This window comes from Nocardioides albus, from assembly GCF_014648255.1.
Classification (GTDB): Bacteria; Actinomycetota; Actinomycetes; order Propionibacteriales; family Nocardioidaceae; genus Nocardioides; species Nocardioides albus.
In genome coordinates, this window is sequence record NZ_BMQT01000008.1 from 36394 (window position 1) to 59089 (window position 22696).

Consider the following 22696-nt stretch of genomic DNA (forward strand, 5'->3'; position numbering starts at 1 on the left):
CCGCGTCTCAATCGCCGAACGGATTTTGCGACATACATGCAGGAGAGCGTATGGTCATACACATGACGAAGAAGCGCGTCGCCGTCGCCGGTGCCAGTGGATATGCCGGAGGTGAGCTGCTCAGGCTGCTGCTGGCCCACCCCGAGGTGGAGATCGGTGCCCTGACCGCCGCCTCCAGCGCGGGCAAGACCCTGGGGAGCCTCCAGCCTCACCTGATCCCGCTCGCCGACCGAGTGCTGGAGCCCACCAACGCCGAGACCCTGGCCGGTCACGACGTCGTCTTCCTGGCGCTGCCGCACGGCGAGTCCGGGCCGATCGCGGCTGGTCTGCCAGACGACGTGGTCGTGATCGACTGCGGCGCCGACTACCGGCTCGCCGACGCTGAGACCTGGACGAAGTTCTACGGCACCGACCACGCCGGCACCTGGCCCTACGGGCTTCCCGAGCTCCCTGGTCAGCGTGAGGCCCTCTCGGCAGCCAAGCGGATCGCGGTGCCGGGCTGCTTCCCGACCGTCTCCACGCTTGCTCTCGCCCCGGCGGTGGAGGCCGGCATCGTCGAGCCCGAGGTCGTCGTGGTCGCCGCCACCGGCACCAGCGGCGCGGGCAAGTCGTCCAAGCCGCACCTGATCGGTGCCGAGGTGATGGGCAACGTCAGCGCCTACGGCGTCGGCGGCGGCCACCGGCACACGCCCGAGATCGTCCAGAACCTCTCCGCACTGGTCGAGGGCGGGGTCTCGGTCTCGTTCACGCCGGTGCTGGTGCCGATGCCGCGCGGCATCCTGGCGACCTGCTCGGCCAAGCTCGCCGGCAGCGTGAGCGCGACCGATGCGCGGGCGGTCTACGAGAAGGCGTACGCGGACGAGCCCTTCGTCCACCTGCTTCCCGAGGGTCAGTGGCCCCAGACCCAGGCCGTGCTCGGTTCGAACGCCGTCCACCTGCAGGTGACCGTCGACGAGGCCGCCGGACGGCTGGTTGTCGTCGGTGCCGAGGACAACCTCGCCAAGGGCACCGCCGGGGGAGCGATCCAGTGCATGAACCTCGCGCTCGGTCTCGAGGAGACCACGGGGCTGAGCACGGTGGGAGTGGCACCGTGAATTTTGAGCTCGAGACCGTTGCCCACGAGCCCGGTAGGCCCGATCCTGCCAAGGCCCGCACCCTCGCCGGCGCGCTGCCATGGCTGAAGGAGTACCACGGCAAGATCGTCGTGGTGAAGTACGGCGGCAACGCCATGACCGACGACAAGCTGAAGCGTGCCTTCGCCGAGGACATCGCCTTCATGCGGTTCGCCGGTTTCAAGCCGGTCGTCGTGCACGGTGGTGGCCCGCAGATCTCCGCCATGCTCGACCGGCTCGGCATCGAGTCCGAGTTCCGCGGCGGGCTGCGGGTGACCACACCGGAGGCGATGGACGTCGTCCGCATGGTCCTGGTCGGCCAGGTCCAGCGTGAGCTCGTCGGACTGATCAACGAGCACGGACCGCTGGCCGTCGGGCTCTCCGGCGAGGACGCCGGGCTGTTCACCGCCGAGCCGGCCAGCACCGTGATAGACGGTGAGGAGGTCGACCTCGGCCAGGTCGGCGAGGTCGTCGACGTGCGCCCCGAGTCCGTGCTCGACATCATCGAGGCCGGCCGGATCCCGGTGGTCTCCAGCGTCGCCCCCGACGCGGACGGGGCGATCTACAATGTCAACGCCGACCGCGCCGCCTCGGCGCTCGCGGTCGCCCTCGAGGCAGAGAAGCTGCTGGTGCTCACCGACGTCGAAGGCCTCTACCTCGACTGGCCGGACCCCGAGGAGGTCATCGGCGAGATCAGCCCTGAGGCGCTGGAGGGCATCCTGCCCGACCTCGCCAGCGGGATGATCCCGAAGATGAGCGCCTGCCTCGAGGCGGTCAAGGGCGGCGTCGAGCGCGCCACCGTCGTCGACGGCCGCGAGGAGCACGCCGTGCTCCTTGAGCTGTTCACCGCCGAGGGAGTCGGCACCCAGGTGCTCCCCGGCGTCACCACCAAGACCCGCAAGGCAAGGGAGCTGGACCGATGAGCACCACGGCGTCGAATACGTACGGAGCGCGCTACGCCGGCGCGCTGATGAACACCTTCGGCGCCCCCAAGCTGGTCCTCACCCGAGGTCAGGGTGCCCACGTGTGGGACGAGAACGGCAAGGAGTACGTCGATCTGCTGGCCGGCATCGCGGTCAACGCCCTCGGTCACGCCCACCCGGCGCTCGTCTCCGCGGTGACCGCACAGATGGAGTCCCTCGGCCACATCTCCAACTTCTTCACCTCACACCCCCAGGTCGAGCTCGCCGAGGCGCTGCTCGCCCGGGTTCCCGGAGGCGAGACCGGACGGGTGTTCTTCACCAACTCCGGCACCGAGGCCAACGAGGCGGGCTTCAAGCTGACCCGGCGCACCGGGCGGACGCACATCGTGGCTGTCCAGGGCGCCTTCCACGGCCGCTCGATGGGCGCCCTGGCACTGACCGCCAAGGAGGCCTACCGGGCCCCGTTCGAGCCGCTGCCGGGCGAGGTCACCTTCGTCCCCTACGGCGACGCCGAGGCGCTGGCCGCGGCGGTCACCGACGAGACCGCGGCGATCATCCTGGAGCCGATCCAGGGCGAGGCCGGCGTCATTGTGCCGCCCGCCGACTACCTGGCGGCGGCGCGGGCAGTGGCCGACGAGCACGGCGCCCTGCTCTGGCTCGACGAGATCCAGTCCGGCCTCGGCCGCACGGGTCGCTGGTTCGCCCACGAGACCTCCGGCATCACCGCCGACATCGTCACCCTCGCCAAGGGCCTCGGTGGCGGCTTCCCGATCGGTGCCTGCATCGGTCTGGGCCGGGCCGCGACGCTCTTCGAGCCCGGCAACCACGGCACCACCTTCGGTGGCAACCCGGTCGCCTGCGCGGCGGGCATCGCGGTGATCAACACCATCGAGGCCGACGGGCTCCTCGAGCACGTCACCGTGCTCGGCCAGAAGCTGCGCGACGGCCTCGCCGCCGACCCGCGGGTCGCCAGGGTCGACGGAGATGGCCTCTTCATCGGAGTGGTCCTCGCCGGTCTCGACTCGGGCGCTGTCGCCGCGGCCGCCCTCGAGGCGGGCTTCATCCTCAACAACGCCACGCCCGAGCGGATCCGGATCGTGCCGCCGCTCGTGCTCACCTCGGACGACGCGGAGAAGCTCCTGGCCGCCTGGCCGGCCATCCTCGACGCGGCCCAGGAAGCAGGGGCGAAGTGACCAGGCACTTCCTGCGCGACGACGACCTCACCCCGGCCGAGCAGGCCGAGGTGCTGGCTCTTGCGGCCTCGATGAAGCAGGACCCGTACGCCGCCAAGCCGCTGGCCGGCCCGGTGACCGTGGCCACGATCTACGACAAGCCGACGTTGCGTACGCAGGCGTCGTTCTCCTCCGGGATCGCCGAGCTCGGCGGTCACTCGATGCTCGTCGACGGCCGCCTGGCCGGGATCGGCGAGCGGGAGTCGGTCGCCGACGTCGCCCGGGTGCTCGGTCGGCAGGCCGGGGAGATCGTGTGGCGTACGTACGCCCAGACCGATCTCGAGGAGATGGCCGCCCATGCCGGGGTCCCGGTCGTCAACGCGCTCACCGACGAGTTCCACCCCTGCCAGCTGCTCGCGGACCTGCAGACCCTGCGCGAGCACAAGGGCTCGCTGGCCGGTCTGACCGCCGCCTTCCTCGGCGACGCCGCCTGCAACATGGGCAACTCCTGGGCGCTGGCCGGAGCCATCGCCGGGATGCATGTCCGGTTCGGCGCGCCGGAGGGCTACGCGCCCGACGCGGACGTGCTGGTCCGGGCCAAGGAGATCGCCGAGGAGACCGGCGGCTCGGTCACCGTGACCGCAGACCCGGTCGCGGCGGCGACTGGGGCCGACGTACTCATCACCGACACCTGGATCTCGATGGGCAAGGAGAGCGAGGCGGCTGCCCGGGTCGCGGTGTTCTCGCCCTACTCGCTGACCACCGGCCTGCTCGGACTCGCCGACCCCGACGCCGTCGTGCTGCACTGCCTGCCCGCCTACCGCGGCAAGGAGATCGACGCCGAGGTGCTCGACGGTCCGCGGAGCCTGGTGTGGGACGAGGCCGAGAACCGGCGCCACGCGCAGAAGGCGATCCTTGCGTTCCTGTGGGAGCGACGATGACCACCAATGAGACCCAGCGGCCCGCAACCAAGGGGGCGCGCCAGTCCCTGATCGTCGACATCATCTGGGGCACCGAGATCAAGTCGCAGACCGAGCTGTCCGAGGCGCTGCTCTCGCATGGCGTCCACGTCACGCAGGCGACGCTCTCACGTGACCTGGACGAGCTCGACGCGGTGAAGGTCCGGACGGCCAACGGATCCCTGGTCTATGCGATCCCCGGTGAGGGCGGCGACCGCAGCTCGGTGGCGCCGAAGGAGTCCGCCAGCGGCCGAAGCAAGCTCGGTCGGCTCGCCCGCGAGCTCCTGGTGAGCGCGGACGGGAGCGCCAACCTGGTGGTGCTGCGTACGCCTCCGGGGGCTGCCCAGTACTTCGCCTCGGCCGTCGACCGGGCCGACTATCCCGACATCCTCGGCACCATCGCCGGCGACGACACCGTGCTCGTCATCGGCCGCGAGCCCAAGGGCGGAGCGGCGCTCGTCGACCGCTTCCTCGATCTCGCCGGCAAATCTGCCGACACCCAGTAAAAGACTTCAAGAGCAAGGAGCAACATCTCGTGAGCAAGGTACTGACCTCCCTTCCCAAGGGCGAGCGCGTCGGCATCGCCTTCTCCGGAGGTCTCGACACCTCCGTGGCCGTCGCCTGGATGCGCGACAAGGGTGCGGTGCCGTGCACCTACACCGCCGACATCGGGCAGTACGACGAGCCCGACATCTCCGGCGTGCCGGACCGGGCGATGGCGTACGGCGCCGAGATCGCCCGCGCCATCGACATCAAGCCGCAGCTGGTCGAGGAGGGCCTGGCCGCGCTGGCCTGCGGCGCCTTCCACATCCGCTCCGGCGGCCGCGCGTACTTCAACACCACTCCGCTGGGCCGCGCCGTGACCGGCACCATGCTGGTGCGCGCGATGCAGGCCGACGACGTCAACATCTGGGGCGACGGGTCGACCTTCAAGGGCAACGACATCGAGCGGTTCTACCGCTACGGCCTGATGGCAAACCCCGAGCTGCGGATCTACAAGCCGTGGCTGGACGCCGACTTCGTCCACGAGCTCGGCGGCCGTCACGAGATGTCCGAGTGGCTGGTGGCGCACAACCTGCCCTACCGGGACTCCACCGAGAAGGCCTACTCCACCGACGCCAACATCTGGGGGGCCACCCACGAGGCCAAGACCCTGGAGCACCTCGACGTCTCCCTGGAGACCGTCGAGCCGATCATGGGTGTGAAGTTCTGGGACCCGTCGGTCGCCATCGAGACCGAGGACGTCTCGATCTCCTTCGTCGAGGGCCGCCCGGTGGCGATCAACGGCACGTCCTACGCCGACCCCGTCGAGCTGGTCTACGAGGCCAACGCGATCGGCGGCCGCCACGGCCTGGGCATGTCGGACCAGATCGAGAACCGGATCATCGAGGCCAAGTCCCGCGGCATCTACGAGGCGCCGGGGATGGCGCTGCTGTGGGCGGCGTACGAGCGGCTGCTCAACGCGGTGCACAACGAGGACACCATGTCCAACTACTACAACGAGGGCCGCAAGCTCGGGCGTCTTCTGTACGAGGGTCGTTGGCTGGACCCGCAGGCGCTGATGCTGCGCGAGTCGATCCAGCGCTGGATCGCCTCGCTGGTCTCGGGTACGGTCACGCTGCGGCTGCGCCGTGGTGAGGACTACACGATCCTCAACACCGAGGGATCGCACTTCTCCTACCACCCCGAGAAGCTCTCCATGGAGCGTGTCGAGAACGCCGCCTTCGGCCCCGTCGACCGGATCGGCCAGCTCACCATGCGCAACCTCGACATCGCCGACTCGCGCTCCAAGCTGGAGATCTATGCCGGGCATCCCCTGGACCAGGGAACGGTGCTCGTCGAGAACGGCACCCTCTTCGGCGAGCTGCCCGCCGGCGGCTTCGATCGCATCGCTGCCACCGACGGCAAGCCGCTGCCAGCGGCTCTCCCCGTCGAGGGGGCCGTCCTGGACGACACCTTCCTGGACGAGGCCGCGCTGGAGTCGGGGAACGACTGATGTCGAACACACCTGCCAACGCCACCAACGAGGGCAAGCTGTGGGGCGGCCGGTTCGCCGGCGGCCCCTCGCCCGAGCTCGAGGCGATCTCGCGCTCGACGCACTTCGACTGGCGGCTGGCGCTCTATGACATCGCCGGTTCCCACGCCCACGCCAAGGCGCTGGGTGCGGCCGGGCTGCTCACCGGTGACGAGGAGAACGAGATCCACCGGGGTCTGGACGTGCTCGCCGACAGGTTCACCGCCGGACGGCTGCTTCCCGCCGGCTCCGACGAGGACGTGCACGGCGCCCTGGAGCGGCTGCTCATCGAGGAGATCGGTCCTGAGGTCGGCGGCAAGCTGCGTGCGGGGCGCTCACGCAACGACCAGATCGCGACGCTGTTCCGGAGCTATCTGCTCGACCACGAGCGGGTGCTGCGTGGGCTCGTGCTCGATCTCATCGACGCGCTCGCCACGCAGGCCGACGAGAACCTGGGCGCGATCATGCCCGGACGTACGCACCTCCAGCATGCTCAGCCGGTGCTGCTCTCGCACCACCTGCTGGCGCACGCCTGGGCGCTGCTGCGCGACGTCTCCCGGCTCGAGGACTGGCGGGCGCGCGTCGTGTGCGACTCGCCCTACGGATCCGGCGCGCTCGCGGGACAGTCGCTCGGGCTCGACCCCGAGCTGGTCGCCTCCGAGCTGGGCTTCACCGGATCGAGCGCCAACTCGATCGACGGGACCGCTTCGCGTGACTTCGTCGCGGAGTTCGCCTACGTGTGCGCCCAGATCGGGGTCGACATCAGCCGGATCGCCGAGGAGATCATCCTGTGGGCGACCAAGGAGTTCGACTTCGTCACGCTCCACGACTCCTGGTCGACCGGCTCGTCGATCATGCCGCAGAAGAAGAACCCCGACATCTCCGAGCTCGCCCGCGGTAAGGCCGGACGTCTCGTCGGCAACCTCACCGGGCTGCTGACCACGCTGAAGGCGCTGCCGCTGGCCTACAACCGGGACCTGCAGGAGGACAAGGAGCCGGTCTTCGACTCCCTGGACACCCTCGAGGTGCTGCTCCCGGCCTTCACCGGTCAGGTCGCCACGCTGGCCTACAACACCGACCGGATGGCCGCGCTCGCCCCGCAGGGCTTCTCGCTGGCCACCGACATCGCCGAGTGGCTGGTGCGCCAGGGCACCCCGTTCCGGATCGCCCACGAGGTGGCCGGTGCCTGCGTCCAGGCGGCCGAGAAGCGGGGTGTGGAGCTGGACGAGCTCACCGACGAGGAGTTCGCCACGATCTCGCCGGCGCTCACCCCGGACGTACGCCTGGTGCTGACCATCGAAGGGTCGGTCGCCTCCCGTGACGGTCGTGGCGGCACGGCGCCCGATCGGGTCGCCGAGCAGCTCGCCGAGCTTCGGTCCGGCGCGGCCGGGTTCCGTCCGTCGTAGTGTCTCTCGCCGAACTGCTGATCCAGCGCCCCGAGGTGACCGCTCCGCGGCTCCTCGGGGCGAGGCTGTCGCTGGGCGGGGTGACGGTGCGGCTCACCGAGCTGGAGGCGTACGCGGCCGACGACCCTGGGTCGCACGCGTTCCGAGGTGAGACGAACCGCAACCGGGTGATGTTCGGGCCTCCGGGGCGGCTCTACGTCTACTTCACCTACGGCATGCATCATTGCGCCAACCTCGTCTGCCATCCGGAAGGTGAGCCCGGGGGCATCCTGCTTCGCGCCGGGGAGGTGATCGAGGGGATCGAGATCGCCCAGGAGCGTCGGGGAGCGGCTCGCGACGTCGATCTCGCGCGGGGGCCGGCGCGGCTCGGCTCGGCTCTGGGAATCGATCTCACGATGAACGGGACCAGCGACTTCGAGGTGGAGCTCGCGCCGGACGAGACGTGGTCGCGGATCGAGGTGGCCACGGGCCCCCGGGTCGGGCTCCGCCTCGCCCCGGAGCGTCCCTGGCGGTTCTGGGTTGCGGGAGACCCGACTGTCTCCCGCTATCGACCGGCGAAGAAGCTCTGAGAGCTCGCCGGACCGGGCCGATGTCTGTCCACAGGCTCGGTTCGGGCCGGGGTTCTCCACAGGGCGCGCGGCCCCGCGCAGAACTGTCGGCGCCCCTGACCAGGATGGTGGTCGGAGGTGATCGAGATGACGGTCGCAAGGGTAGAGAAGGAGCCATCCTCGGACGATGGCGCACGGGCGGGAAGCGCCGACGGGCTGGCAACGGTCAACGAGGTGCGACTGATCGGCCGGCTGTCGCTGGCTGCCGAGGAGAAGGAGCTGCCGAGCGGCGACCAGCTCACCTCCTTCAGGGTCGTCGTGAACCGGCCACGCGACAAACGCCGGGGGAGCCGCGTGCAGATCGACGCGCTCGAGTGCCACACCTGGATCGCTCGGGTCCGACGCGCGGCGATGACCTGGCAGGTGGGTGACGTCATCGAGGTCAACGGCTCTCTTCGGCGCCGATTCTTCAAGACCGGTGGGCGGTTGCAGTCGATGACCGAGGTGGAGGTGCTGTCGGCCAGACGGGTCAGCAGGGCCGCCGCGGCGACGAAGCAGGCCAGCTAGGCGATGAGTCGACTAAGAGATCGCGCGGGTAGGGCCGCCTGCTACGCGCCGCGATACGGGCGCGCTGGCTGCGTTGTCGCCTCTCGACGGTGCAACCAGACCGCCTTCGAGGCTCCGCCTTGCCAGCACACCCGTCTCGCGACGCTCGCGACGGCGCCCCTACCCGCGCGATCTCTAAGGCCGAGACTTCTCCAGCCGCGCTGCATCGAGAAGGCGGATGAGCACCCCGGGGTGTGGCTTGGGCTGGAACGAGGTCGCCTTCTCCGGGAGCAGTTGGCCGACCGAGGCGGAGGAGAGGATCGTGTCGAACGTCGGCGCCGCCAGCAGCACCGCGACGTCGCGGCCCGGGCGGGCCCGCTTGAGCGCGGCGTCGACCTGGTGGGCGTGCAGCACCCGAGACGGCTGCCGGCGGAGCTCCGGGAGGACTCGGTCGTGCAGGTAGCCGACGTCGCCGGTGGCGGGGGTGTCGGTGCCGTCGACCTCGAGCGTGGCCCAGCCACGGCCGTCACTGACCACGATGACGCCGGGGCCGAGCCTGCCCAGGGCGGTCTCGCGGCCACCCGCGGTCCATCCGGCGCCGACGGACTCGGCCGCGGCCCGAAGATCGCGAAGGTTCACACCCGTCAGCACCCGGTGGATCGCGCCGAGCTGCAACGGCGTGTCGTCCTGGTCGATGAGCATCGCCAGGCCGAAGTCAGTCGCTGCCGCGTCGCCGGGATCGGCCGGCCCCTGGAGCGCGGCGTAGGCGGCGTAGCGGTGGTGCCCGTCGGCGATCAGGGCCTGCTGGCCGGCCCAGGCGGCGCGCAGCTGTTCGATCAGCTCCTCGTCGGTGATCGCCCACACACGGTGGTGCTGGCCACCGTGGTCGTCGTACTGCTCGTCGGGAGGAGTGCCCTGGACCCCGTCGAGCAGCTCGGCGACGCCGCCGGGCGCGTGGTAGGTGAGCAGGATCGGGGCCGGGTGCACTCGCATCTGACGCATCCGGGACGCGAGCTGCTCGGCCTGCGCGGTGCGTACGCCCTCGTGCGGGAGCACGGCGGCCTGACCGGGTCCGTCGGTGCGGTGCGAGACGTCGAGGATCCCGACGACGCCACGCACGGTGATCCCGGCCGCGGTGTACTCGTGCAGATAGAGCGCAGGGTCACGGTGCTCATGCAGGTCACCGCGTGCCAGCCACGAGCTGATCCGCGAGGTGACCCCCCGATAAGGTCGGGAGTAGAGCCGCGCCGAGGTCGGGTCCCCGATCCGCGAGGGCGCCAAGGAGAGTGCTCGAAAGGGCTCCAGGCGCAGCGGACGGCTGAGGTACGGCGCCCTGACCACACCTGTATCGTCCATCCGCACATCGTAGGGTCACATTGGTGCCATTCGCCGAACCCCCGACTCAGAGAAGGATCTCCGTGTGCTGAACGGCCATCAGCTGAAGGGCTCAGACCAGGCGCTCGCCACCGTCCACGACGTGGCGATGCTCGACCTCGACGGTGTGGTGTACATCGGCGGCGCAGCGGTCCCGCGCGCGCCCGAGTCGCTCGCGTCGGCACGCGAAGCGGGCCTCCGGCTCGCGTTCATCACCAACAACGCCGCCCGGCCGCCGGCCAAGGTGGCCGAGAACATCCGCAACCTGGAGATCGAGGCGACCGCCGAGGACGTCGTCACCTCGGCGCAGGCCGCCGCGCGAGTCCTGGCCGAGCGACTCGCTCCGGGGGCGAAGGTGGTCAACCTGGGAGCCGCCGGCCTGCGGGAGCCGCTCGAGGAGGCCCGACTGATCCCGGTGACCGTGGACGAGGATGCCGAGGCGATCGTCACCGGCTACAACCCCGAGCTGCTGTGGAAAGACATCCTCCGTGCCGCCGTGCGGATCAAGGACGGACTCTTCTGGGTCGCCAGCAACACCGACATGACCTTCCCGGCGGCCTACGGGATCGCGCCGGGGCACGGCGTCCTGGTCGACACCCTGCGCCGCTTCTCGGGAGTCGAGCCGGTGGTGGCCGGCAAACCTTCTCGACCGCTGCTGGAGGAGACGATCCGACGCACCGGGGCCGAGCATGCGCTGATGGTCGGCGACCGGCTCGACACCGACATCGAAGGCGGCCGCAACGCAGGCGTCGACACGCTGCTGGTGCTCACCGGTGTGACCGGCCTCGAGGAGTTGGTCGTGGCCGCGCCACATCGGCGCCCGACGTACATCGCGGCTGATCTGGGCGGGCTGCTGGTGCCTCACCCGGCTCCTGAGTACGACGGCACGACGGCGCGACTGGGCGGCTGGACGGCCGAGATACGCGACGGCGAGCTGCAGGTCACCGGTCAGGGCAGCACCGACGACTGGTGGCGGGTCGCCGCGACCAGTGCCTGGCGGCACCTGGACACGACCGGGGCAGCCGTGACGCTCGGCGACCAGGCCGCGCCGCCTCGCTCGGATGCCGACGGCGAGACGGTAGTCTCAGGCTCATGAGCGAGCAGCACTTCGACGAGACACCGGCCCCGGCCGGGCCGGGTGGCGCCGGCACGGCGCCGCACACCGGTGTCGCCCGCGTCGACGCGGTCCTGGAGACGTTCGACCGGCTCCAGGAGCTGCCGCTGGCCGAGCACGTCGGCGTCTTCGAGGCCGCGCACACCGAGCTGCGACGCGCCCTGGACCCCGACACCTCGGGCCACGATGCGATGGCCCGGGTCGCGGCTGCGTCGAGCGAACCTCAGCGCCAGCCTGCCGACCAACCCGCAGACCAGCCCTGAGAGGCGAGCGGATGCCTCCTCGCCGCCTACGCCTCGACGCCGAGCTGGTCCGACGCAAGCTGGCTCGATCTCGCGAGCACGCCAGCGAGCTGATCGCCGCCGGCCGCGTCACGGTCTCCGGAAACCGAGCCACCAAGCCGGCCACGGGCGTCACCACCGACGTCGCCATCGTGGTGACCGATGACCCCGACCGCCCCGACTTCGTCTCCCGTGGCGGCCACAAGCTGGCCGGAGCACTGGCCGCGTTCGAACCGCTGGGGCTCTCGGTCAAGGGTCGCCGATGCCTGGACGCCGGCGCATCGACGGGCGGTTTCACCGACGTACTGCTCCGCAACGGTGCCAGCCAGGTCGTCGCCGTCGACGTCGGCTACGGCCAGCTCGCCTGGCGCCTGCAGCAGGACGAGCGGGTCGTCGTCCACGACCGCACCAACATCCGTGACCTCTCCCTCGACCTGGTCGGCGAGCCCGTCGACGTCGTCGTCGGCGACCTGTCCTTCATCTCCCTCGAGCTCGTCCTCGACGCGCTGATCCGAGTCACCAGCCCGGAGGGTGATCTGGCGCTGATGGTCAAGCCCCAGTTCGAGGTCGGCAAGGACCGGGTCGGGAAGGGCGGCGTGGTGCGCGACCCGGCGCTGCGGGCGGAGGCGGTCAACGCCGTCGCCGCGGCCGCTGCGAGACGAGGCTGGGGTGCACGCGCGGTCACGACCAGCCCACTCCCGGGTCCGTCGGGCAACGTGGAGTTCTTCCTCTGGCTGCGCCGCGGCGAGGCTACCGTCGGCGAGACGGAGATCGAGGAGGCGGTGCGCGAGCAGCGAGGCCTGGAGAGCCCTACCGCCGAGGCTGTGTCGGTGCCGTCTGAGAGGGTTGATCCGTGAGTGAGCCTCAGCGAGTGAGTCAACGGCCCGTGGCCGACGCCGATGCTCCCGCCGCGGACCCAAGCCCTGGGGACTCGGGCCCGGTGGACCCAGCTGAGGTGCGGCGCGTCCTCATGCTCATCCACACCGGGCGGGAGGAGGCCCGGGAGGTCGCCCTCGCCTGTGCCAAGTCGCTCGCGGTCCACGGGATCGTGGTCAGGATGCTGGCTCGTGAAGCCGGGGACCTGGGCATCGACCCCGGCGCCTATCAGCCGGCGGTCGAGCTGGCCGCCGACGAGCAGGAGGCCAGCAGGGACTGCGAGCTGGCGCTGGTCATCGGTGGCGACGGCACGATCTTGCGCGCTGCTGAGATCGTCCAGCCCCACCGCACCCCGGTTCTCGGCGTCAACCTCGGACACGTCGGATTCCTCGCCGAGGCGGAGTACGACGATGTCGAGTCGACGATCGAGGCGATCGTGCAGCGCCGCTACACCTCCGAGGACCGGCTCGCGCTCGAGGTCAGCGTCTTCGAGGACGGCAAGAAGGTCTTCCGTACGTTCGCGGTCAACGAGGCCAGCGTCGAGAAGGCCGCGCGCGAGCGGATGCTCGAGGTCGTCGTCGAGATCGACGGCCGGCCGCTGTCGAGGTGGGGTTGCGACGGCGTCGTCTGCGCGACCCCGACCGGCTCGACGGCCTACAACTTCTCTGCCGGCGGCCCGGTCGTGTGGCCGGGCGTCGAGGCGCTGCTGCTGACCCCGATCAGCGCCCACGCCCTCTTCGCGCGGGCTATGGTGGTCGCGCCGACCTCGGTGCTGGCCGTCGAGGTGATCTCGCGAGCCGACGGTGCCGGGGTGCTCTGGTGTGACGGCAGGCGCTCCTACGACCTGGGACCCGGCGCCCGGATCGAGGTCACCCGGGGGGGGGAGCCAGTCAGACTCGTACGCCTGCATCAGGCGCCGTTCACGGATCGTCTGGTGCGGAAGTTCGGACTGTCTGTGGAGGGATGGCGAGGCGCCGCGGAACGGCGTCCGTTCAGGATGAACGGAGGCGAGCATGCTTGAGGAGATCAGGATCTCCGGACTCGGGATCATCGAGTCCTCGACCCTGGAGCTCGGACCGGGGCTGACCGTGGTGACCGGTGAGACCGGTGCCGGCAAGACGATGATCGTGACCGCGCTCGGGCTGCTGCTCGGTGGCCGCGGTGACGCCGGCTCGGTCCGCAAGGGTAAGAAGGCAGCCCGCGTCGAGGGTGTCATCGACGCCCGGTCGCTGCCCGGCGTCATCGAGGCGACCGAGGAGGCCGGGGGAGAGGTCGAGGAGGGCCGCGTCCTCGTGGCCCGCACGGTCGCGGCCGAAGGACGAGCGCGGGCGTACGTCGGGGGAGCGACCGTCCCGGTCGCGACTCTCGGTGCGGTGACCTCGCCGCTGGTCGCCGTCCACGGCCAGTCCGACCAGCACCGGCTGCTGCAGCCGCGGGCACAGCGCGAATCGCTGGACCGGTTCGGTGGCGACGCCGTCGCCAAGCTCCTTGCGGCCTACCGCGACCTCCACGCCGAGCTCCAGAAGGTCGAGCGCGAGCTCGACGAGGTGACGACCCACGCCCGCGAACGCGCACAGGAGGCCGATCTGCTGCGCTTCGGTCTCGGTGAGATCGAGGCTGTCTCCCCGGAGGCCGGCGAGGACGTCACGCTGGCTCAGGAGGAGGAGAAGCTCGGCTACGCCGACACCCTCCGCACGGCCGCGGAGCAGGCGCGCGAGGCGCTCTCCTCCGAGGACATCGACTCCCCGGACGCCCTCGGCGCGGTCTCGGTCGCGCGGCAGGCGCTGGACAGCGTCCGAGACCATGACCCCGACGCCGCCGCCCTGGCCGAGCGTCTCGCTGAGGTCACCTACCTGCTCTCCGACGTCGCCGCCGACGTCGCCTCCTACGCCACCGGCGTCGAGACCGACCCCGCCCGGCTGGCCGTCGTCTCCGAGCGGCGTGCTGCCCTGACCGCGCTGACCAGGAAGTACGGCGAGACGATCGATGAGGTGCTCGCCTGGTCCGAGACCGGAGCCAAGCGACTGCTCGAGCTCGACTCCGACGATGACCGGATCGAGGAGCTCAAGAACGAACGTACGCGGCTGCGAGCCGATCTCGCCGACGCCGGCGCCATGCTCTCGACCGCGCGCACCGACGCTGCCGGCGCCTTGGCCGAGGCGGTCAGCGACGAGCTGACCGGACTGGCCATGCCTCACGCTCGGTTGGTGGTCGACGTACGTCAGAAGGAGACCGACGCACCGGCCTCCGAGGACGAGCCGCACGCACCGTTGAGGTTACCGTCCTCTGGAGAGGGGAAGGGTGAGCGCTGGCTTCGCTACGGCTCCAACGGCCTCGACGAGGTCGAGCTGCTGCTCGCCGCGAACACCGGCTCCGAGCCCCGTCCGCTCCACAAGGGCGCCTCCGGCGGTGAGCTCTCCCGGGTGATGCTGGCCATCGAGGTGGTCCTGGCGGCCACCAGCCCGGTCCCGACCTTCGTCTTCGACGAGGTCGACGCCGGCGTCGGCGGCACCGCCGCGGTCGAGATCGGCCGCCGCCTCGCCCACCTCGCCCGCACCGCCCAGGTCCTGGTCGTCACCCATCTGCCCCAGGTCGCAGCGTTCGCCGATCACCACGTCGCCGTCGAGAAGACCAGTGACGGTGTGGTCACCAGCTCCGGGCTCACCGTCCTCGACGACGAGTCCCGCGAGCGCGAGCTCTCCCGCATGCTGGCTGGGCTGACCGCCTCCGACACTGCCATCGCGCACGCGCGCGAGCTCCTCGAGGTCGCCCGCGCCGCCAAGGCCTGACAAGCCACCGAGGCGTCACTACGGTCGGCCGAGACGTCATGTCGTGCCCACTCGGCCGACGCGCCTGACGTCTCGGCCGACGGGGGTGACTTCTCGGCGGGAGGGGGACTCGCCGGGGTGAGATCCGGGGACACCGAGCGATACCAGGGGAGGATTGGCGGGCCATGAGACTGCCGACACGCCAGATTCCCTCCGTACTTCCAGGCAACCGCGGCACGCTCCGCTCGGGGCGGCCGACCAGGGCGCTGATCCCGCGGCTCAAAGAGGGTGACATCGCGGTCATCGACCATGTCGACCTCGACCGCAGCACCGCGCTGGCGATCGCGGCCACGGGCGTGATCGCGGTGGTCAACGCTCAGCCGATGGTGTCGGGCCGCTACCCGAACCGGGGCCCGAAGGCGCTGGCCGATGCCGGGATCGAGTTGATCGACCAGATCGGCGACGCGGGTCTGGAGAAGCTGGTCGACGGGCGGAAGGCGCGGATCCTCGACGGAGAGATCTTCGACGGTGAGCGGCTGCTGGCCCAGGGAAGGGCGTTCGACCAGGAGCTGCTCGCGAGCGAGCTCGAGGACGCCAAGCGTGGCCTGAGCTCTCACTTGGAGCTCTTCACCCACAACAGCAGCGAGCTGCTCAGGCGCGAGGAGGAGGTGCTGCTGCACGGCAACGGCGTACCTCCTCTGGACACGCCGCTCGCCGGTAGGCCCGTCGTGGTGGTCGCCGACCATCCCGACCTGGACCGGCTCCTCGGCGACCTCGCCGGCTTCCTACGCGAGCAGCGCCCCGCGATCATCGCGGTGGGTCCCGCGGCGAAGCGGCTGTCCAAGAAACAGGTACGCCACGCCGTGGTCGTCCTGGGTCCCGACACCGACACCTACCCCGAACCGAAGGTGCTCAACAGCGCTGCCGAGATCGTCCTCGCGCCCGGAGCCTCCGCGAGCGAGAACGCCACCGAGCTCCTCGACCGGATCGGAGTGCAGCCGAAGCGGTTCGAGTCGGCCCTCGCCCCGGAGGATGCGGCCCTGCTGGTCGCCTATGCCCAGCACCCCTCGCTGGTGGTCGGGGCCGGGCTGAGCACCACGCTGACCGACTTTCTCGAGGACCAGCGCCCGGGCCTGGCCGGCACCTACCTGACTCGGCTCGCGCTCGGCCCGGCGCTGATCGACGCCTCCGCGGTCCCGGCGGTACGCCGCAAGGAGCCCCGCAGCCGTCGCCTGGTCCTCCCGGTCCTGGCCGCGGTGACGGCGCTGGCGATCGGCGTACCCGCCGGCACCTGGGCCGCCGACCACGACCTCACCGCGATCGGCACCGGGATCGTGAACAGAGCCGGCGACGGAGCCGCGGCAAGCCCGACCTCCGGTGAGAGCGAGACGAAAAGCGCGAAGGACCCGCAGAAGAGCGCCGAGGCCCAGTTCGTCGCCGAGGCCGGCGACGCGCTCCTGCCCGGCAGGCTCTCCGGCCAGAAGGTAGCTGTCGTCCCCCTCCCCGGCGCCGACCAGAAGACGGTCGCCGCGCTCACCGGCAACATCAAGGCCGCTGGCGGCGCGACCACAGGGGTGCTCGACGTACGACCGAGTCTGCTGGACCCGGACCGCAAGCAATACGTCGACAGCCTGGCCACCCAGCTGATCGAGCAGCTCGGCCGCGGCGACGCGGACCAGGCCACCTACCAGCGGATGGGACAGGTGATCGGCGAGACCTACGCCGGCCGGAAGCCACCCGCGGCGTTCGACCAGCAGGCCAAGACCGCCGCTGTGGCGTTGCTCACCGGAGATCTGGTCAAGGCCCAGGGCCGGCCGACCGGACCGGCCGACCTCGTCCTGGTCGTCCTCGGCGACGACAGCAAGGACACGACCGCGGTCGAGGGCCTGGTCGAGGGGCTAGGAGCGACCACGAAAGGCCTGGTCGTGACCGCACCCACGGGCTCCGAGGATCTCGAGACGCTCCGCGCCAACGACTGGCCGGGCTGGTTCGCGTCGGTCGACGGGATCGAGACCACCACCGGTCAGGTGGCCGCTCCGCTCGCGCTGGCTCGACAGACGAGTCAACAAGGTGGCGATTTCGGTGCGTCAGGTTTCGGCGGCCTGCTGAAGCGTTGATAGGATCGAGGCCCATGAAGTCGGCGAGCTTGACCAAGCACATTTTTGTCACCGGAGGCGTCGCCTCCTCCTTGGGAAAGGGTCTGACGGCATCGTCCCTCGGCCGCCTTCTCCGTTCGCGTGGTCTGAGTGTGACCATGCAGAAGCTGGACCCGTATCTCAACGTGGATCCCGGCACCATGAACCCGTTCCAGCACGGTGAGGTCTTCGTGACCAACGACGGTGCCGAGACCGATCTCGACATCGGCCACTACGAGCGGTTCCTCGACACCGACCTGGTCGGCCACGCCAACGTGACCACCGGGCAGGTCTACTCCAACGTGATCGCCAAGGAGCGACGCGGCGACTACCTCGGCGAGACCGTCCAGGTGATCCCGCACATCACCGACGAGATCTCCGAGCGGGTCCTGGCCATGCACGGCCCCGACGTCGACGTGGTGATCACCGAGATCGGCGGCACGGTCGGCGACATCGAGTCCCTGCCGTTCCTCGAGGCCGCCCGCCAGGTGCGCCAGCGCCTCGGCCGCGACAACGTCTTCTTCGTGCACGTCTCCCTGGTGCCCTACATCGGCCCGTCCAAGGAGCTCAAGACGAAGCCGACCCAGCATTCGGTGATGGCGCTGCGCCAGATCGGCATCCAGCCCGACGCCATCGTGTGCCGCGCCGACCGCGAGCTGCCCGAGGGCATCAAGCGCAAGATCGCACTGATGTGCGACGTCGACGAGGACGCCGTGGTGACCGCGGCCGACGCCCCGAGCATCTACGACATCCCGAAGGTGCTCCACCGCGAGGGCCTCGACGCCTATGTCGTACGCAAGCTCGACCTGCCCTTCCGCGATGTCGACTGGGCGCTGTGGGAGGACCTGCTCCGCCGGGTCCACCACCCCAAGGAAGAGCTCACCATCGGCCTGGTCGGTAAATACATCGACCTGCCCGACGCCTACCTGAGCGTCGGCGAGGCGCTGCGCGCCGGTGGGTTCGCCAACGAGGCCAAGGTCAACATCCGCTGGATCCCCTCCGACGAGTGCGAGACCCCCGAGGGCGCCGCCAAGAACCTCCACGACGTCGACGCCGTCTGCGTCCCCGGCGGCTTCGGCATCCGTGGCCTGGAGGGCAAGCTCGGCGCGCTGACCTACACCCGCACCCACCAGATCCCGACGCTCGGCCTGTGCCTGGGCCTGCAGTGCATGGTCATCGAGTACGCCCGCAACATGCTCGGTCTGGAGAAGGCCGACTCGACCGAGTTCGACGCCGAGACCCCCGAGCCGGTCATCGCGACGATGGAGGAGCAGAAGGCGTACGTCGAGGGCGCAGGCGACCTCGGTGGCACCATGCGTCTGGGCCTCTACCCGGCCGAGCTCAAGAAGGGCTCGATCGCGGCCGAGGTCTACGGCGAGACCTCCATCGAGGAGCGTCACCGCCACCGCTACGAGGTCAACAACGCCTACCGCGACCAGCTCGAGGACGCCGGCCTGGTCTTCTCCGGGCTCTCGCCCGACAACCAGCTCGTCGAGTTCGTCGAGCTGCCCCGCGACGTACACCCCTACTATGTCTCGACCCAGGCCCACCCCGAGCTCCGCTCCCGGCCGACCCGCCCGCACCCGCTCTTCGCCGGGCTGGTGAAGGCGGCCCTCGACAGGCAGAAGGAGCAGCGTTTCCCGATCGACGAGACCAACCTGCGCCGCGAGGTCAGCGACGCCACCGAGGTCAGCGACGTCGAGCTGCCGGAGACGGCTGACGCCTGAGTCCAGGTTTGACAGAGCCCTGGGGCCGGCGGCTGCCGGACCCAGGGCTCTGCGTCTGTGGTCTAGCGGTTCACCTCGCCGGTCGGCTTGACCTCGCCGCGCCACGCACCGGTCTCGGTGCCGCGGCTCTCGATGAAGTCCTTGAACCGATCGAGGTCGCCCTTGGTGCGCCGGTCGACGATGTTGAGCATGTCACCGGTCTTCTCGACCATGCCCTCGGGCTCGTACTCCAGGCGCAGCGTGACCCGCGTCGCCTTCCCCATCTCGTCCTGGGCGAACGACACCGTCCCCTGGTTGTGGGCGCCTTCCACGGCGCGCCAGGTGATGCGCTCGTCGGGAACCTGGTGGACGATCTCGGCGTCCCACTCACGGGTGACGCCGCCGATCTCGGCCTTCCAGTGCAGGTGCTTGTCATCGAGCTGTCGGACCGACTCGACGCCCTCCATGAACTGGGGGAACGACTCGAACTGGGTCCACTGGTCGTACGCGGTATGAACCGGGACTCCGACCTGGACGCTCTTCTCGATGGTGCTCATGTCGTATCTCCTCTCGATTGCATACGACACGAGGGGTACCCGCCGCTCTCGCCGGCCATACCTGCTCGATCCCGGCTGTCCACGATGTCGGGCCACCTCACAGGGCGCGGGCCACGACCTGCCGCGAGTGCACGTCGGCGAGGCGGATGACCGTCTGCCGGACGAAGGGCACGAGCGCGTCACCCTCGCAGGCGGCCCTCGCTGCGGTCGCGACCTCCTCACCGGCCTGCGCCGGGTAGAACCGAAGCTGGAGGCCGAAGGCGAGCATCCCACCGCCCCTGATCGCGGCGACGGCGTCGAGATAACGCTGGGCGTACGGTGCCAGGATCTCGTCCTGTCCCGGGCGCCAGAACGCCGAGGCGAGCGCATAGGCGCTGTCGGTGCGCGGGAGGCGGCGCTCGATCATGGTCACCTGCCAGGCCTCCTCCTTGGCCTCCGCGAGCGGCTGCGCGGTGCGTACGCCCAGAGCGCTGACCCACGACTCCGGGTCCGGGTCGCGTGCCTCAAGCGCGGCGACCGCCTCCGCGTCGTAGTCGCCGGTCTCGGCACGCCGCCGCAGGACCCGCCAGGCGACCTGGACGTCCTCCGCGGCCCCCGCCTCGGCCAGCGCGAGCTGTTCGGGTGTGGAGGCGTGCGAGGCGAGCACCCGAAGAGCGGTGTCGCGATTGGCCGGGTCCTCGGCGAGGGCCGCGGCCGCATCGGCGACCAGAGCGCGCTGCTCGGCTACCCGGTCCGGCGCCGTCCACAGCTCGGCAGCGGCCACCGCCATCCCCAAGAACTCACCGGTGACCTGCGGGTTCTGCTCGCGCTCGAGGACCGAGACGACTCGCGAGACGACCTCTGGCCCGGCGATCTCGCCACGGAAGAGCGCCGACCAGGCGCTGTTGACCGCGACGGCCCGCGCGAGCGAGTCGGGCAGGAGTCCGGCGTTCCGGCTCAGCCAGGCCTCGCTGGCCTCGTCGGAGCGTACGGCGGCGAAGGTCACGTCGGTCGCGTTGACCAGGTGTGCGGCGGCGTCGGGGAGCGAGACCTCGACGGGCTCGCCCGCCACGGTGACCGGGGTGGTCGCGAGGAGTGCGCCGGAGGCGTCGTAGGAGGCGATGTCGAAACGGTGGGGACGTACGGTCCCGTCGGCGCCGGTGACCGACACAGTGCGGTCCGCGAGGGTGATCACGTCGGTCCCGGCATGGTCGAGCCACGCGGTGGTCCAAGCGGAGAGGTCCTTGCCGGCGGCCGCTCCGAAGGCACCCATCAGGTCGTCGAGAACGGTGTTGCCGTAGGCGTGCTCGGCGAAGTAAGCCTGCAGCCCGGCCAGGTAGGCCTCCTCGCCGATATAGGCGTGCAGCTGCTGCAGCACCGCCTGACCCTTCATGTAGGTGATCGCGTCGAAGTTGGCCATCGCGACGTCGACGCTGGGAACCACCCCACGGATCGGGTGGGTCGCGGGCGTCAGGTCGGTGTCGTAGGCCATCTTCTTCTCGGTCAGCGCGATCGAGGCCCACACGTCGGCGTAGCCGGGCAGCGCGGCCGAGGCCCACACCGCCGCCCACGAGGCGAAGGCCTCGTTGAGCCAGAGGTCGTCCCACCAGCGCATCGTGACCAGGTCGCCGAACCACATGTGGGCCATCTCGTGCAGAATCACGTTGGTGCGCTCGGTGCGGTCGGCCTGGGTCGGGGCCGTGCGGTAGAGGAACACGTCGCTGTGCGTGACCGCGCCCCAGTTCTCCATCGCTCCGCCCATGTCGGGCACGAAGATCTGGTCGTAGCGCCGCTGCGGGAACGGCATCCCGAACTTCGTGCCGAACCACGACAACCCGTGCTCGGTGATGTCGAGGATCTCCTCGCGGTCACGCTCCAGCTGGTTCGCCAGCGACCGACGACCGTAGAGCCCCAGGTCGTAGCCGCCCCGCTCGGCACGGACCTCGACGAACGGGCCGGCGTTGACCACCACGACGTACGTCGAGAGCGGGGGAGTGTCCTCGAAGACCCAGGTCCGTGCGCCGGCTTCCTCCTCCGAGACGTCGGCTGGCGCCGAGTTGGACAGCACCGTCCACTGCTCCGGCGCGGTCACGGTGAACGCGTGCACCGCCTTGAGGTCGGGCTGGTCGAAGCAGGCCCACAGCCGGCGGGCGTCGTCGGGTTCGAAGGAGGTCCACACGTAGACGTTGCCGTCCGAGGGGTCGACGGTGCGCAGGACGCCCTCGGAGGTGGCGGTCTCGGACTGGGAGGCGGCGACCACGAGCCTGTTGCTCTCGGCAAGGTCCTCGAGCGGGATCCGCCCGGCCCTGATCGTGGCGAGGTCGAGCTCGGTGCCGTTGAGCGTGGCCGCGCTGACATCGGCGACGCAGTCGACGAACGTGCTCGAGCCCGGGGCGGCGGAGAAGCTGATCGTGGAGATGCTGGAGAGCGTCTCGCCCTCCAGCAGGCCGGTCATGTCGAGCGAGATGTCGTAGCGCTCGACGGTGACGGTCGCGGCCCGCTCGGCCGCCTCGTCCTGGGTGAGTGATGCAGGGGCGGCGGGGGAGGTCTCAGACATGAGCCGAGGGTAGCCTCGGGCCATGACATCGGACGCACGAATTTCCGGCGCGGCGGTGCCGCTGGACCTGGATCCGCTCACCGAGTGGGACACCCCCGAGAGCTGGCCGGTCGCCTCCAGCGAGGACCTGCACCGGGATGGTTGGGTGGTGGCGCTGCGCGCGGACCGGATCAACCGTCCCGGTCACCCCGACGAGGAGCCGTTCCGTCGCCTGGTGGTCGAGCACCCGGGCGCCGCGGTGGTGCTGGCGCTGGATGAGGAGGAGCGGGCCCTGGTCATCACGCAGTACCGCCACCCCGCCAAGCGGCGCTTCGTCGAGCTCCCGGCCGGCCTGATCGACTATCCCGGAGAGAACCCGCTCGACGTCGCCGTGCGCGAGCTGCGCGAGGAGGTCGCGCACGAGGCGAGCGAGTGGACGCATCTGCTCTCGACGTACACCTCTCCGGGGATCTCCGAGGAGATCCACCACTTCTACCTCGCCCGGGGACTGACCGCGACCGACCGCGACGGCTTCGAGTTGGAGCACGAAGAGGCCGAGATGAGCATCCACCGGGTGCCTTTCGAGGAGCTCCTCGAGGCTGTGCTGACCGGGAAGGCCGCCGACTCGCCGGTGGTGCAGGCCGTCCTGGCGTACGACGCTCTCAAGCGCCGCGGGAAGATCTGACCTCC

At 70.4% G+C, this 22696-nt stretch carries 20 protein-coding genes; 17 read left to right on the forward strand and 3 right to left on the reverse strand.

What is annotated here, in order from left to right:
- The first annotated feature begins 62 nt into the window (after window positions 1–62).
- The 9 genes from argC (at window position 63) to IEY84_RS17275 (ending at window position 8701) form a co-directional block, all read left to right on the forward strand.
- Window positions 63–1094, forward strand: coding sequence for an N-acetyl-gamma-glutamyl-phosphate reductase (gene argC, locus IEY84_RS17235; RefSeq protein ID WP_229788778.1), 1032 nt, complete (start codon window positions 63–65; stop codon window positions 1092–1094).
- Window positions 1091–2035, forward strand: coding sequence for an acetylglutamate kinase (gene argB / locus IEY84_RS17240; RefSeq protein WP_183551022.1), 945 nt, complete (start codon window positions 1091–1093; stop codon window positions 2033–2035). The genes argC and argB overlap by 4 nt, the downstream gene beginning before the upstream one ends.
- Window positions 2032–3228, forward strand: coding sequence for an acetylornithine transaminase (locus IEY84_RS17245; protein ID WP_183551019.1), 1197 nt, complete (start codon window positions 2032–2034; stop codon window positions 3226–3228). The genes argB and IEY84_RS17245 overlap by 4 nt, the downstream gene beginning before the upstream one ends.
- On the forward strand, window positions 3225–4148 hold the full coding sequence (gene argF / locus IEY84_RS17250) for an ornithine carbamoyltransferase (protein WP_183551016.1): 924 nt from the start codon (window positions 3225–3227) through the stop codon (window positions 4146–4148). The genes IEY84_RS17245 and argF overlap by 4 nt, the downstream gene beginning before the upstream one ends.
- Window positions 4145–4672, forward strand: a complete 528-nt coding sequence (locus IEY84_RS17255) for an arginine repressor (protein WP_183551013.1) — start codon at window positions 4145–4147, stop codon at window positions 4670–4672. Before argF ends, IEY84_RS17255 begins: the two co-directional genes overlap by 4 nt.
- 29 nt (window positions 4673–4701) lie before the next feature.
- Complete coding sequence (gene argG, locus IEY84_RS17260; protein WP_183551010.1) at window positions 4702–6162, forward strand: argininosuccinate synthase; 1461 nt, start codon at window positions 4702–4704, stop codon at window positions 6160–6162.
- Complete coding sequence (argH, locus tag IEY84_RS17265) at window positions 6162–7586, forward strand: argininosuccinate lyase (protein ID WP_183551007.1); 1425 nt, start codon at window positions 6162–6164, stop codon at window positions 7584–7586. Before argG ends, argH begins: the two co-directional genes overlap by 1 nt.
- Entirely contained in the window at window positions 7586–8155 is a 570-nt protein-coding gene (locus tag IEY84_RS17270; protein ID WP_183551005.1) for a DNA-3-methyladenine glycosylase, read from the forward strand. Before argH ends, IEY84_RS17270 begins: the two co-directional genes overlap by 1 nt.
- A gap of 126 nt (window positions 8156–8281) precedes the next feature.
- Window positions 8282–8701, forward strand: a complete 420-nt coding sequence (locus IEY84_RS17275) for a single-stranded DNA-binding protein (protein WP_183551002.1) — start codon at window positions 8282–8284, stop codon at window positions 8699–8701.
- A gap of 174 nt (window positions 8702–8875) precedes the next feature.
- Here IEY84_RS17275 and IEY84_RS17280 read toward each other — a convergent pair whose 3' ends face one another.
- Entirely contained in the window at window positions 8876–10036 is a 1161-nt protein-coding gene (locus IEY84_RS17280; RefSeq protein ID WP_183550999.1) for a DUF1015 family protein, read from the reverse strand.
- Between the two features lie 64 nt (window positions 10037–10100).
- Here IEY84_RS17280 and IEY84_RS17285 point away from each other — a divergent pair, with 64 nt between their 5' ends.
- From IEY84_RS17285 to pyrG, 7 genes are all read left to right on the forward strand, one after another.
- Window positions 10101–11150 (forward strand): HAD-IIA family hydrolase, encoded by a 1050-nt coding sequence (locus IEY84_RS17285; RefSeq protein ID WP_183550996.1) that lies wholly within the window; start codon window positions 10101–10103, stop codon window positions 11148–11150.
- The gene (locus IEY84_RS17290; RefSeq protein WP_183550993.1) at window positions 11147–11431 is read left to right on the forward strand and encodes a hypothetical protein; all 285 of its coding nucleotides are present in this window, start codon (window positions 11147–11149) and stop codon (window positions 11429–11431) included. The genes IEY84_RS17285 and IEY84_RS17290 overlap by 4 nt, the downstream gene beginning before the upstream one ends.
- Before the next feature lie 11 nt (window positions 11432–11442).
- A complete protein-coding gene (locus IEY84_RS17295) occupies window positions 11443–12306 on the forward strand; it encodes a TlyA family RNA methyltransferase (RefSeq protein WP_183550990.1) in 864 nt (287 codons plus the stop codon).
- Between the two features lie 98 nt (window positions 12307–12404).
- The gene (locus IEY84_RS17300; RefSeq protein ID WP_373292339.1) at window positions 12405–13346 is read left to right on the forward strand and encodes an NAD kinase; all 942 of its coding nucleotides are present in this window, start codon (window positions 12405–12407) and stop codon (window positions 13344–13346) included.
- Window positions 13339–15114: a DNA repair protein RecN gene (gene recN / locus IEY84_RS17305; protein WP_183550987.1), complete on the forward strand. Its 1776-nt coding sequence runs from the start codon at window positions 13339–13341 to the stop codon at window positions 15112–15114. The genes IEY84_RS17300 and recN overlap by 8 nt, the downstream gene beginning before the upstream one ends.
- Window positions 15115–15278: 164 nt before the next feature.
- Window positions 15279–17210: a putative cytokinetic ring protein SteA gene (gene steA / locus IEY84_RS17310; RefSeq protein WP_183550984.1), complete on the forward strand. Its 1932-nt coding sequence runs from the start codon at window positions 15279–15281 to the stop codon at window positions 17208–17210.
- A gap of 14 nt (window positions 17211–17224) precedes the next feature.
- Window positions 17225–18955: a CTP synthase gene (gene pyrG, locus IEY84_RS17315; protein ID WP_183550981.1), complete on the forward strand. Its 1731-nt coding sequence runs from the start codon at window positions 17225–17227 to the stop codon at window positions 18953–18955.
- Between the two features lie 62 nt (window positions 18956–19017).
- Here pyrG and IEY84_RS17320 read toward each other — a convergent pair whose 3' ends face one another.
- On the reverse strand, window positions 19018–19491 hold the full coding sequence (locus IEY84_RS17320) for an SRPBCC family protein (RefSeq protein WP_183550977.1): 474 nt from the start codon (window positions 19489–19491) through the stop codon (window positions 19018–19020).
- Window positions 19492–19588: 97 nt separating this feature from the next.
- Entirely contained in the window at window positions 19589–22027 is a 2439-nt protein-coding gene (gene pepN, locus IEY84_RS17325) for an aminopeptidase N (RefSeq protein WP_183550974.1), read from the reverse strand.
- A 22-nt stretch (window positions 22028–22049) separates the two neighbouring features.
- Between pepN and IEY84_RS17330 the strand changes: the two genes are divergently transcribed.
- Window positions 22050–22691, forward strand: a complete 642-nt coding sequence (locus IEY84_RS17330; RefSeq protein ID WP_221209233.1) for an NUDIX domain-containing protein — start codon at window positions 22050–22052, stop codon at window positions 22689–22691.
- The last annotated feature ends 5 nt before the right edge of the window (window positions 22692–22696 follow it).